A 13,087-nucleotide genomic window follows, 5' to 3' on the forward strand; every position below is an offset into this window, starting at 1 on the left:
CCCGGTGAACCTCCCCCTCCATACGTACGTTGCAAGAACGCCCGCCCACGCCAACCCGCCATCTGCATGCATCCCTACCGTCTCCTTCCGCTGACTGCACTCGTGTTCCTGGCCGGCTGTGGGCCGAAAGCCGATCCGGTGGAACCACCCGAGCCCGTGACGCGCACCGTTTCAGGAGTCGCCATCACGGACCTTGAAACACCCATGCCAGCGTTCCGCGTAGCCACCGTCCATGGAGACAGCCTGTTCTCCACGCAGCTTTCGGGAAAGGTGGTCCTCGTCAATTTCTGGGCTACGTGGTGTGCCCCCTGCATTGTCGAAACGCCGGAGTTGGTTGGACTCCAGGAAGAATGGAAGGACCGGCCATTCCAGGTGCTGGGTGCCTCGCTCGATGCGTACGCTGACGAGGAGGTCGTGGGCTTCGTCGAGGACTTTTCAGTCCAGTATCCGGTGTTTGTTGACGAAATCGAATTGGCTGAGGCATTCGGCGGGGCGTATGCCCTCCCGACAACGTACCTGGTCGATCCGGGTGGCGTCATCCGAAAGCGGTGGGTGGGACTCTTTCCGTTCGAGGACGCCCGGGCTGAACTGGACGCAATGGTCTCCGCTCAGGAATCGATGGGATCGAAATAACCCACCGTCAATTGATCGGGATTCACCACCTCCTGCATGGCGGACCGGATGGACTCCGGCGTCTGTCGGGCGGCCTGTTCCAGAAACGTTGTGAACAGTTTCCAATCTCCCGCGGCAATAGCTTCGTTGAGCAGGGCCGCTGTGGCAAATGAACCGTCCCGACTGTACCGGGTCTCGGCCTCAAGCGCTGTGAGCGCACGCTTGAATTCGGCGTCCGAGATGGCTGTTGACGTCATTCGGGCCAGTTCTTCCAGGAGAACCCGCTCGACATCCTCCGTTCGGGCAGACGCGTTCAACATGACCAGCACGGTGAAGAGTCCGGGGTCGCGAAAGGCCGACATGGCCGCACGCTGGGCCGTGGCCAGTCCTGCATCCACCAGGGCGCGATAAAGCCGGCTTGTCTTTCCATGGGAAAGAACCATGGCCGCCAGATGAAGCGGTGCCGAAACGGCTGAGAGCGCGTCTGGAGCCTTGTATGCCATCATAACGGCAGGAACGTCGCCCTTCATGCGGACGGTTACCCGACGTTCTCCCCGCTGGACGGGCTCCCGGATGCTGATTTCGGGAATGGGATGAGGGGCAGACGGAATGGCTCCGAATGCGTCCGAAATGGCCGCCAGTACGCGCTCCGAATTGAATCCGCCAATGACGGACACATAGGCATTGTCCGGCCAATAGAACCGGTCATAGAACGAGCGCAGCCCCTCGGCCGTCATGTTCTCGATATCACTCCGCCATCCGATGGTCGGATGGTGGTATGGGTGGGCTTCGAATGCGGCAGACCAGACGGCATGGTACATCTTCCTGATCGGCTCGTTTTCGCCACGGTCGAATTCATTCAGGATGACCGTCTTCTCGGACCGCACGTCCTCCTCGGAGAGCAGCAGCCCGCGCATCCGGTCCGCTTCAATACGGATGGCGGTCTCCAGGTGCTCTGCCGGGAGCATCTCATAATAGTTCGTTCGATCGTTCCAGGTCGTTGCATTGACCTGCGCCCCCAAACGCTGGAGCGTCTTGAACACCGTCTGGCCGTTGGCCTTGTTGAAGGCTTCCGTTCCCTTGAACATCATATGCTCCAGGAAGTGCGTGGCCCCGGTCTCCCCCAGTCGTTCATTCCGGCTGCCCACCCGGTACGTAACCATGAATGTGGCCACGGGTGCCAGCATCTGGGGCAGCAGCAGGACATGCAACCCGTTGCTGTCCAACCTCCAGCAAGCAATTCCCTCGGACTCCTCGACGAACGAATAACCTTCCACTCAGTGTGCCTCCAACCAGTTCTTTCCGGTATCCATCGTGACTTCAATGGGGACAGACAGCGGCATGGCGGTAATCATGGCCTCCTGGACCAGCGGCTTGACCGCATGGACCTCGCTCTCCGGTACTTCAAGTACCAGTTCGTCGTGGACCTGCAACAACATGCGGGCCTTGAGCTCATGATCGACCAGCGTTTGCTCCAGATGGACCATGGCCAACTTGATCATGTCGGCTTGGCTCCCCTGGATGGGCATGTTGATGGCCACACGTTCTGCGAATGATCGCACGTTGCGATTCCTTGCGTTGATATCCGGGACATACCGGCGGCGGCCGAGCATGGTCTCGGCATACCCGCACTCCCGGGCCTTCTCCACTTGATCGTGCAGGAACGCGGCCACCCCCGGATAACTCTTCATGTAAGTATCTATCAATTCCTGGGCCTCACCCACACTGCACCGCAGACGCTGGGCCAGGCCGTAACCGGATACCCCGTAGGGAATTCCGTAGTTCACCTCCTTCGCCTTGCGACGCTGGTCGTCCGTCACGTCGTCCAGGGCCAGCTTGAACACCGTGGCGGCCGTCGCTCGGTGGATGTCCTCGCCTTCGGCAAAGGCAGCCGCAAGCGCCGCGTCACCGCTCAACGAGGCCAATATGCGAAGTTCGATCTGCGAGTAATCCGCGGACAACAGAAGCCATCCGTCCTGCGCCACGAATGCCTTCCTGATCTCGCGGCCCCGCTCCGTCCTGATGGGAATATTCTGGAGATTCGGATTGGAGCTGGCAAGCCGTCCCGTCGCCGCGGTCGTCTGGCTGTAGGATGTATGCACCCGATGCGTTTCCGGATGCACGAGCGACGGTAAGCTGTCCACGTAGGTGGATTTCAGTTTGGCCAGCTCCCGCCAGTCCAGGATCATGGCGGGCAATGCGTGTTCCGATGCCAACTGTTGGAGGACGCTTTCCTTCGTGGACGCTTTGCCCTTGGAGGTCTTCTCCAGGACCGGCAATTCCAGTTTTTCAAACAGGATGGTACCGATCTGCGCTGGCGAGCCGATGTTGAAGGACTCTCCCGCCTCCTCATGGATCCGGGCCTCAAGCGTTTCCAGATCAGCGGCAATACGTTCTGACAATTCCGCAAGTACGTCCGTATCCAGCAGGATTCCATGCTGCTCCATGTTGGCCAGCGTCCGGACGAGCGGGAATTCCATGGACTCGGCGATTTTCATCAACCCATCGGCATCCAGGCGCGGTGCCAGATGGTCGTACAACCTGTACGTCACATCGGCGTCCTCGCACGCATACGGGGCCACCTTGCTCACGGGAACGTCCCGCATGCTCACCTGCTCCTTGCCCCGTCCGATCAGGTCGACTATGGGAATGGTGCGGTATCCCAAAAGCGTCCGGGCCAGATGATCCATGCCATGGGGCTCCTCCGGGGCTATCAGGTAGTGAGCTACCATGGTATCGAACAGCCGGCCGTTCAACACGACACCATGCCGCCCCAACACGGTGAGATCGTATTTCAGATTCTGTCCGATCTTGAGCGCTTCCGAAGCGAAGACGGGCTCCATCGCCGAAAGGATCTCCGACGTGCCTGTCCCGTCCGGAAGCGGGGTCGGCACGTACCACGCTGTACCGGGGCCGCGTGACAGCGATAAGCCCACCAGCGACGCCATCATGGCATCCACCGAGGTGGTTTCCGTATCGATGGCCAAAGTCCGGGCCCCGTCCATGGCCTTGACCAGGTCGGCAAGGTCATCCATGGTGCGCACCGTACGATAGTCCACCTCCTTCTCTGACCACGAATCCAACTCGGATCCGGTATCGAACAGGCTGTCCGGAACCGACGGAGTATCGCGCTGAGGCGCGTCCTGCCCAGACCGAACCACCTCGGTCGTCTTGGCAGTGCTTCCGCCCGAGCCAGCACCCACCCGTTTCGCCCCGACAACCCGTTCTACACGCTCGAACAACCGACTGAATTCCAACTCGTCGAATATCCGACGGACCTCCTCCAGATCAGGGTGACGTACCGTGAAATCATCCCAGGTCTCCGTTGTTGGTACGTCCGTCCGGATGGTGACCAGTTTCTTTGAGAGCAAGGCGTCTTCCTTATGGTTCTGCAGCCCTTCTTTGGCCCGCTTGCCGGAAACCTCATCCGCGTGCTCCAGCAGGTTCTCGACGGAACCGTATTCCTGGATCAACTTGACGGCCGTTTTCTCACCGATGCCATGCACTCCGGGCACATTGTCTGCACTGTCGCCCATCAGGGCCAGGAGGTCAATGAATTGGACCGGTTCCAGCCCGTATTTCTCCCGGAACGTGACATCCGTGATGGCATCAAACTCCTCACCCCGGTAGGCCGGCCTGAAAATCGATACGGCCGGGGACAGCAACTGCTGGAAATCCTTGTCGGGCGAGACAATGACCGCATGCGCGCCATCCCGTTCTGCCTGACGCGCCAGCGTTCCGATGACGTCGTCGGCTTCCACGCCCCCGATCTCGACCACCGGGATGTCGAACGCCCGGACAATCCGTTTTATGGGCGGAAGGTTGGCGAGCAGATCCTCCGGGGGGGGATCGCGATGCGCCTTGTACTGGTCGTACATCTCGTCCCGAAACGTGCCCCCCTCTTCCATGACGTCAAACACGACAGCGATGTGGTCGATTCCGTTGTCCTCTATGAGCTTCACAAGTGCTGACGTGAATCCGTACGTCGCACTGGTATTGAAGCCCTTCGAATTCACGAGCGGACGATTGATGAAAATGAAATGCGCGCGATAGGCCAGGGCCATCGCATCCAACAGGTAAAGCTGTTTCTGAGCAGTCGCCATGAACGCTGTGGTGGGTATCGGAACCGGGTGGGCTGTCGTCCTTACACGGAACGGATGGCCTGTGGGTCCCGACCCGTTCAACGCAAATTGCACGTCCGTGAAAAGTTTTCAGCCAAAGTGTGTCCTGGTGACCGGAGGTGCCGGATTCATCGGTTCCAACTGGTTGCTCCGCATGGTACCCCGCCATCCGGAAATCCGCTTCATCAATCTGGATGCGTTGACGTATGCGGGCAACCTCATGAGCCTCCGGGAAATCGAGTCGGCGCCGAATTATCGGTTCGCCCACGGGGATATCACGGATATATCGCTTGTGGCCGATGTCTTCGCCCGCAACGACGTGGATGCCGTGGTCCATTTTGCGGCCGAAAGCCACGTGGATCGATCCATCCGTGACGCATCGGCCTTCATCCGTACCAATGTCAACGGGACCCATGTCCTCCTGGAGGCGGCGCGCCGGGCCTGGGAGCAGCGAACCGATGGATCGGTGCGCTTCCATCATATTTCCACCGACGAGGTATTCGGTACACTTGGATCAACCGGCCACTTCACGGAAGAAACCGCATATGCCCCCCGATCGCCCTACGCGGCATCCAAGGCATCGGCCGATCACCTCGTCCGTGCCTACGGCGTGACGTATGGCTTGCCGTTCGTGCTGACCAATACATCGAACAATTACGGACCCCGTCAATTTCCGGAAAAGCTCATTCCCCTCGTCATTGCACGGGCCATGGCGGGAGAGACGATTCCCGTCTACGGTCGCGGCGAGCAGGTCCGGGACTGGCTGCACGTGGACGATCACTGTGCCGCGCTCGAGGCTGTCCTGCTGGAGGGAGAGGTCGGTGAGACCTATCTGATTGGCGGCAATGAGGAGGCCCGGAATATCGACTTGGTTACGCTTCTGCTCACGGTGGTGGACGAGCATCTGGGGCATCCGCCCGGAACGTCCGCTTCCCGCATCACATTCGTCAAGGACAGACCCGGACACGACTTCCGGTATGCCCTGGATTCCTCCAAGATCACGTCGAAACTCGGATGGACTCCTGAATATGACCTGGCTTCGGGTTTGCGTCAGACGGTTGCGTGGTATGTTGAGAACGTGGGGTGGATGGACGCGGTTCGGGATGAACGCTACCGCAGTTATATTGACGAACACTATCGAAACGCGGCCGAGCAACAACTATGAAAGGGATTGTCCTGGCCGGGGGTACCGGCAGCCGACTCTATCCACTGACACGGGTGACAAACAAGCACCTGTTACCGGTTGGGCGGTATCCCATGATCTATCACCCACTCGTGCGGTTGCGCCGGGCCGGAGTACGGGAGGTCGCGGTGGTCACGAGTCCCGAACACATGGGAGATGTCGTCAACCTGCTGGGAAGCGGTCGTCGGCTGGGCCTGGATCTGACCTACCGGGTGCAGGATGAGCCCGGCGGAATTGCACAGGCCATTGCGCTGTGTGAGACGTTCACCGGTGGCGAGCCGTTCGTAGTGATCCTTGGTGACAACATCCTGGGATCGGATATTGGCCATGAAGTGGATGCTTACCGCGCCCAGGCATCCGGAGCGCGCGTGCTGCTGAAGGAAGTCCACGATCCCGAACGCTATGGGGTACCCCGATTGGTTGACGGTCGAATCGTGGAGGTCATCGAGAAGCCAACCGAGCCTCCCAGTTCGTTCAGCGTGACTGGCATCTATTTCCTGGACGCCGATGTCTTCTCCATCATCAACCAACTGGAGCCGTCGGCCCGCGGTGAGTTCGAAATCAGTGACGTGAACAATCACTATGCGGCAAGGAATGTCCTCTCCCATGGAATCCTGAAGGGATTCTGGGGAGATGCGGGCACGTTTGACGGATGGGATGAAGCCAACCGATTGGCTCGTGACGTGATCTACCCTGAACTGGATGAGTCTGCTGAATGATCTGGAAAGATGCGTTGATTGATGGCGTGCTCGCCCGGCCCCTGACGCCCTTCCGGGATGACCGGGGATGGCTCGCCGAGCTTTTCCGATCCGACGATCCTGTCCCGGCCGGTTTTCCGGAGATGGGATACGTGTCGGTTACGTACCCTGGCGTGGCACGCGGTCCCCACGAACATGTCCGCCAGTCCGACCGGTTCGCTTTTTTCCACGGGCTCTACCGGATCTGGCTCTGGGATGTACGTCCGGATTCGGCTACGCGTGGATGCCGCCAGATGTTGACGGCTGGAGCCGACTTCCCACTCCTGTTGGTCATCCCTCCCGGTGTCGTACACGCCTATCGGAATGAGGGCAGCGAAGACGCCTTCGTCATGAACTTTCCGGACGCTCTCTACGCAGGCCGGAACCGTCAGGAGGTGGTCGACGAAATACGTCATGAGGATGATCCCGAATCCCCGTTCACCCTGGTTGACACACTCTGACCAATTCCATGCTTGTCCTGTTTGATATTGACGGTACCCTGCTCACGTCCAATGGTGCTGGAAGGTCGGCCATCGAAGCCGCACTCTCACGGTGCATGGGTCGAGCCGTAACGGCCGAGGGCGTGGCCTTCTCCGGCCGGACAGATCCGGCCATCGTCCGGGACATGCTCGCTGGATCGGGGTGTACGACCAGCGAGATAGACGCCTCGCTTGCCGACTGCCTTGAGGCGTATGCGGACGAGTTGACAGCGCGACTGCAACCGTCCGATATCACAGTCCTTGACGGCGTAACAGAAATCCTTTCATCCCTGCGTATCCGACCGGACACCCATCTTGCACTGCTGACCGGAAACCTCGAGCGCACCGCTTGGGCCAAGTTGCATGCCGGCGGGTTGAACGACTACTTCGAATGGGGTGCTTTCGGGAGCGACCATCACGACCGCAATCAACTGCCCGGCATTGCCGCCCATCGTTTCCGCGAGCGGACCGGTCGCTTTTTCCCGTCTTCCCGGACCATCATCATTGGAGATACGGAGCATGACATCACCTGCGCCCGCTCCGGCGGTGCCTGGGCGATTGCCGTCTGTACGGGACGCTCGGACCGACGCATGCTGGAAATCCACGGGCCCGACCTGCTCCTGGACAGCCTGGCTCCCATGGACCCGGTACTGGCCTTCATGGATACCCTTCCCGCGTAGGACGGTTCGGACGCGCCCGGCACCCCGGGTCGGTCAGCCGCGAATGCCGCCGAATTCTTCCCACAGGCGGTGAAGCAACAGGTCCGCGGTGCGATCCACGATGGCAAATACGTCCTCAAACCCCTTCGTACCGCCGTAATAGGGGTCGGGGACCTGGAAATCCCCTGGCTCCGGATCGAACTCCCGGAACAGTCGCACGCGAGAGGACAGCGTACCATCCGGATCGAGCGCAAGTACATCCTCCAGATTGCTCTTGTCCATCACGAAAATGTGGTCGAAAAGGGAGAGATCTTCCGGCATGAACTGCCTGGCCCGCTGCGACCGGATATCCACGCCGTTCGCCAACGCGGTTTCCGTCATGCGAGGATCTGGTGGGTGACCCACATGCCATCCGCCCGTCCCGGCCGAAGCAATCATGAAATGCGAGTCCATTCCGGCTGAAGCCACTTTGTGACGAAACACCCCTTCGGCCAACGGACTCCGGCAGATGTTGCCCAAGCAGACAAACAGCACACGTATGGGATTCGATATCGACCTGCTCACGCCCGCTGCATCAAGGTTCTGGACACCAGCCACTTGTTGGCCAGGACGAATGCCGCCAACACGATGCCCCACTGAACCAACACGGTCATGACGGAATACGGATCCAGCGGATTGTACCAGGAATCAGGAGCGTATACCGTGGCCGACAGGAAGAACCACCATGTCAGTAGCGCCACCGCCTGGACAGGTACCGCCCATTTGATCAGGATTTCCCACATTCGCCCGGCGCGCCAATCGCCTTCCGCTCCGTAATCCACGCTTTCACGCCGGAAAGCCGAAACGCCATACTTGACCACGGAGAAGGAAATGAAGGCACCCGAAATCATGAGCGCAATGCCCCATACGAAATCCTGGTTTCCGAAAAAGTCCAGATTGACTGCCGATGGGACACCCAGGAGAAATCCTATGGAGCAGACCGAAAGGACAGCCGTCCGTCGGTTTATGCCAAGATCCACCAGGATTCGGGTGGTCAGTTCAATCATGGAAATGAGAGAGCTGAGCGCGGCAAACGCCAGACCCAGGAAGAACAGGATGGCGAGTCCCTCGCCGAAGGGCATCATGGCGAACAACTGCGGCATCCAGATGAACGTCAAGCCGGTCGCAGCCGGTCCACTGGTCTGCATGATGGCCAGCACGTCCGCCTTGTCCATCTGGGCACCCAATGTCGCGAATACGGTCCCGAAGATCACGACGGCGGCCATGATGGAGACCAGATTGTTTCCGAACCCGGTGATGAAGGCGTTCTTGACAACACCGTGCTTGGCATGCATGTACGCGCCGTAGGTCAGGATGAGTCCCCAACCCGCACCGGTGTCCCAGGCATTCTGGGTCAACGCCTCAAGCCACGTCCTGGGCTGCGTCAAGGTCGCCCAGTCCGGAGTGAACAGGAACGCGATTCCATCACCGGAGCCGGGCAGGGTCAGCGTCCGGATGAGGCTGATGACCACGATGGCCAGGAGTGCCGGAATCAGGAATTTGTTCGCCTTTTCAATGGATGAGATACCACGGACCACTACGACAGCCCCGATGATCATGGCGAGGGCATGGAATGCTATCGGCAATCCTCCAGCCTGGAAACCGTCCCAGATGGCGGTCGACGCTTCCAATGAGAGTGGCAGTGGATTGGCTGTCATCTGAGTGATGTAGTACACACACCAGCCGGCAACCACGGAATAATAGAACATGATGGCCGTTGCCACGAAAGCAATGAACGCACCCATCCAACCGAAGCGCTCGCCAGCCACTTTTGCAATGGACCCAATGACGCCCATCCGTCCCTTCCGGCCCAACGCATATTCCGCGATGATGAGCGGTACCGACCAGACCAGCAGGAATGTGACCCAGGCCAACAGGAACGCCCCTGCACCTTCATCTCCGGCATTGGACGCCGCTATCCGAGGAAACCGCCAGATATTTCCCGTTCCCACGGCGATCCCGAGGACACTCAGGATCATGCCAAGTCGACTTGAAAAACGGGGTCCTTTATCGGTGCTCATTGCGATGTGTCACGTGGGGAAGTTCTGGAGAGGTTCAGCGGATAATACTCAAACGACGTGAAAGTCGTGACATGGGCGTCATAGAGCCGGGAAAACGGATTCCCGGATTGGCCACCAGGATAGACTCCCCAGGCTGTCGGCGGTTGCGTGGACAAATCGACGACCACGCGCCACGAGGCTGAATGTGTCGCCGCCATTCCGTCGGCCGGAGACAACGTCTCGCGCCAACCCGGATAGGGCATCCCTTCCCGCCACAGTGGGCGCAGAGCCGTGCTCCTGGTCAGATGCCGCATCCGGAGCGTATGCACCTGGCCCCACGGAGGCACCTCGTGTAGCTCGTCAAGTCGCGACAGTGCGGCCTTGAGCACCGCTTGTCTGTCTTCCCGTTCCGGCGTGCCCTGGATGTCGAACCAGACGGAAGAGTCCGGATGCAGGTCGAACATGCGGACGAACGAGGGCGGCGGAATCCCGTCGAATGAGGGCTCATCCCAGACGAGCGCTTCCAGGGTGTCCACAAGTTGTGCGAAGAGGGTAGCCTCCCGGGACTCCACCGTCATCCGGCGATCCCACTCCGACAGGAACCGCACCCGTTCAGCGGAAGCGGCAAGCAGCCCGTCCAACTCCGCGAGGACCGGTACGAGATAATCCGCCTGCTTCGCATAAACGTCGGCCTGATACGTCTTCAGATCCCCCACGCCGTGGCGTTCAGCGGCTGTCATCAATTCGTGGATGCGTTGGCTACGATGGATGGGCTCCCAATTGGTGCCGAGGTACCACGGATAGTCAGCGCCAGCCGGTCGTTGATTCGTTGAGCTGACCCATCCCGAACCGGGATTATGCATGACCGGCAACGCATCGAAGGGAACACGCCCTACCCACTCGGTCGAAGACGAGGTGCCATCCAGGATCCCGGCACCACTTCCGGTCCCGCGTATGGGCAGATACCCGGTCGAACGCAACGAGATGATGGAATCCCGGCCCGCATACAGGATGTTCTGCATGGGATAGTCCCACGAACGCGTGGCTTCCTCGAATGAAGCATGGTCGACCGCCTTGTTCATGAGCAGAAAGGCTTCGAGCGTCCGACCGTATTCATGACCGACCCAGCGGATGGCCAGGGTTCGGTCCCCTGCCGTGCGAACAGGACCGTGGTGAGACCAGCGGACTCCGTGCACGACATCGGGCCCTCCGTGGACCCTGATCGTGTCGACGACAGACACCAGGGGCTTCCACTGGCCATCGTGCAGATATCGCTCCCCGGTTTCGTCCAGTTGGAGCAGGTACGTATCCAGTTGATCCGTCCCGGTGTTGGTGAACGCCCACGCGTGCGTCTCCGTGATGCCCTCAATGATGGCGGGAGCGCTGGGAAACGTGACGCCGTACGAATTCGACTCCGGCGTCACCACGTGCACTTCATACCAGATAGCGGGCAGGGACAGGTTCAGATGCATGTCTCCGGCCAGAATAGGCATGCCCGTGAGGGACCGGTGCCCATTGACCGCCCAGTTGTTCGACCCCTTTCCGGGACGGAGTCCTTCGGCCAAGCCGTCCAACACTGCATGCGTTCCCTTGTCCATCACGCTGCTCACAGATGCAACGGCCGTGCCCGTCTCCGGACTGCCCGTCCCTTCATCCGTGCGAGACGAACCGATATGACTTCCCGAAGGCACGATGTACTTCTCGTGGGTCGAGAATTCCGGGTACAACGCCCGGAACCCGTCACCACCCAACCGCTGACGTGCCAGATCCAGCGGTACATCATCACTCCGGAAGCTGAGGTCATAAGCCATGAATGAAAACAGGGCCTGTGTGTGTTCGGGCGTGACCCGGGACGGGCCACGCCCGAACAACCGGAATTCGAATGGCCATTCCGAGCGGGACAGACTCTCGACCCAGGCGTTGGCCCCCTGCACATACCACTCCGTGTGGCTCCGTACCGCCGACGTTTCGGCCATCAGGAGCTCCGTATTGTTCCGAACGGCGTGCACCATTCCGATGTCCCGGAAATACCGGTCCTGCTCGACGGCCGCCGGACCGAGCAATTCGGCAAGACGGCCGGTGGCGGCCCGCCAGATGAATTCCATCTCGAAGAGGCGATCCCGTGCCACGACGTACCCAAGCGCGATGGTTGCATCCTTTTCACTCCCGGCGTGGATATGGGGCACACCGCGGGCATCCACCTCCACGTGGACCGGTGCATCCATCCCGTCCAGGAACAACGACGAGGAAACATGGGGCACGGCATGGCGAGCCGTTGCGTACAGTCCATCCACTGGATCGAGCAAGGGTCCCAATCGAAACGTCCCAGCCAGCGGCAGAAAGAGCAATCCGACGAGACCGATCGTAATGCCTCCAGCAACAATGGTCACCAATCCCTTCATCGAATCGGTTCTGCGTTCTGGTCGCGCACTGCGGACGCGGGAGCGGGAGCAGGAGCGGGTGCCGCTCGAGCCCAGATTTCCTCTGCGGCATTGGCGTAGTCGACCGCACCACGGGCGTGTGGACTGCGATCGAATACCGTGAGGCCATCCGAATTGGTCACCGAGAGCGTGGTGCACGTCCGGATGATGCTGTGACACACGTGCTCGCCATATTTGTCACGCATGTATTTCCGGAAGGAATGATGATTCCGCTTGCGGGCATCGACCATCGTGAAAAGGAAGCTGGGCTCTGCGAGCGACGGGTTCAGTTTCTTGGAAACCATGCGCGCCGTTTGCCAGGTCTGTTCGGCACCAACCACGGGTTGATACTCTGGAAGAACCGGAACCAACACATGATCACTGGCGGCCAGCGCGTTCAGGCTGTACACGGTAACGGCAGCAGCCGTATCGAACAGCAGGACGTCGTATCCGGAAACATCCCGCTGGACGAATTCACGGGCCCAAAGCACGTCCACCGGTCGGGTCAACTTCCGGATACCGGATGACAATGCCGGGGAAGAGGGAAGCAGATTGAACGATGCCAACTCCAGAATACCCGGCCGATGGCCATCTTTCATGTCCGGATCGAAAATAACCACGGACGACCGGGTCGGGTCCGGTTCGGGCACGCCCATCATCCGCGTCAGGAAACCCTGGGGATCCAGGTCGACAACCAGTACATTGAGGCCACTCAAACCAAGGGCAGCGGCCAGATTGATGGAAGAAGTGGTTTTACCCGTCCCCCCCTTGTGGTTGCAAACCGTGAGCGTGAGCATGCAGACTGGATTGAGTGTAACACGACGGGGGCGCAAGTTA

At 59.9% G+C, this 13,087-nt stretch carries 11 protein-coding genes; 5 read left to right on the top strand and 6 right to left on the bottom strand.

Annotated features, from left to right (window positions below; translation table 11 throughout):
- Positions 1–66 precede the first annotated feature (66 nt).
- Positions 67–633: a TlpA disulfide reductase family protein gene (locus RIE53_03110; GenBank protein MEQ9103665.1), complete on the top strand. Its 567-nt coding sequence runs from the start codon at positions 67–69 to the stop codon at positions 631–633.
- On the opposite strand, the gene RIE53_03115 is transcribed toward RIE53_03110, so the two are convergent.
- Together RIE53_03115 and polA are read right to left on the bottom strand one after the other, a co-directional pair.
- The gene (locus RIE53_03115; GenBank protein MEQ9103666.1) at positions 609–1,889 is read right to left on the bottom strand and encodes a pitrilysin family protein; all 1,281 of its coding nucleotides are present in this window, start codon (positions 1,887–1,889) and stop codon (positions 609–611) included. The two genes, RIE53_03110 and RIE53_03115, sit on opposite strands and share 25 nt — an antisense overlap.
- Positions 1,890–4,715, bottom strand: a complete 2,826-nt coding sequence (gene polA / locus RIE53_03120) for a DNA polymerase I (GenBank protein MEQ9103667.1) — start codon at positions 4,713–4,715, stop codon at positions 1,890–1,892. It lies immediately after the preceding gene.
- Between the two features lie 97 nt (positions 4,716–4,812).
- Here polA and rfbB point away from each other — a divergent pair, with 97 nt between their 5' ends.
- The 4 genes from rfbB to RIE53_03140 are packed head-to-tail and all read left to right on the top strand — an operon-like array spanning position 4,813 to position 7,812.
- Positions 4,813–5,898 carry a dTDP-glucose 4,6-dehydratase gene (gene rfbB / locus RIE53_03125; GenBank protein ID MEQ9103668.1) on the top strand — a complete coding sequence of 362 codons (1,086 nt, stop codon included), beginning with the start codon at positions 4,813–4,815 and terminating at the stop codon, positions 5,896–5,898.
- Positions 5,895–6,635, top strand: a complete 741-nt coding sequence (locus RIE53_03130; GenBank protein ID MEQ9103669.1) for a sugar phosphate nucleotidyltransferase — start codon at positions 5,895–5,897, stop codon at positions 6,633–6,635. Before rfbB ends, RIE53_03130 begins: the two co-directional genes overlap by 4 nt.
- Positions 6,632–7,114 (top strand): dTDP-4-dehydrorhamnose 3,5-epimerase family protein, encoded by a 483-nt coding sequence (locus RIE53_03135; GenBank protein ID MEQ9103670.1) that lies wholly within the window; start codon positions 6,632–6,634, stop codon positions 7,112–7,114. Before RIE53_03130 ends, RIE53_03135 begins: the two co-directional genes overlap by 4 nt.
- 8 nt (positions 7,115–7,122) lie before the next feature.
- Complete coding sequence (locus RIE53_03140) at positions 7,123–7,812, top strand: haloacid dehalogenase-like hydrolase (protein ID MEQ9103671.1); 690 nt, start codon at positions 7,123–7,125, stop codon at positions 7,810–7,812.
- A gap of 33 nt (positions 7,813–7,845) precedes the next feature.
- Here the strand turns inward: RIE53_03140 and RIE53_03145 are convergent, their stop codons facing one another.
- The 4 genes from RIE53_03145 to RIE53_03160 form a co-directional block, all read right to left on the bottom strand.
- Positions 7,846–8,427 carry a low molecular weight protein-tyrosine-phosphatase gene (locus tag RIE53_03145; protein ID MEQ9103672.1) on the bottom strand — a complete coding sequence of 194 codons (582 nt, stop codon included), beginning with the start codon at positions 8,425–8,427 and terminating at the stop codon, positions 7,846–7,848.
- Entirely contained in the window at positions 8,352–9,851 is a 1,500-nt protein-coding gene (locus tag RIE53_03150; GenBank protein MEQ9103673.1) for a sodium-dependent transporter, read from the bottom strand. Before RIE53_03150 ends, RIE53_03145 begins: the two co-directional genes overlap by 76 nt.
- Positions 9,848–12,091, bottom strand: coding sequence for a penicillin acylase family protein (locus RIE53_03155; GenBank protein ID MEQ9103674.1), 2,244 nt, complete (start codon positions 12,089–12,091; stop codon positions 9,848–9,850). Before RIE53_03155 ends, RIE53_03150 begins: the two co-directional genes overlap by 4 nt.
- 137 nt (positions 12,092–12,228) lie before the next feature.
- Positions 12,229–13,047: a ParA family protein gene (locus RIE53_03160; GenBank protein ID MEQ9103675.1), complete on the bottom strand. Its 819-nt coding sequence runs from the start codon at positions 13,045–13,047 to the stop codon at positions 12,229–12,231.
- Between the last annotated feature and the right edge of the window lie 40 nt (positions 13,048–13,087).

Source organism: Rhodothermales bacterium (genome assembly GCA_040221055.1).
Lineage (GTDB): Bacteria > Bacteroidota > Rhodothermia > Rhodothermales > UBA10348 > 1-14-0-65-60-17.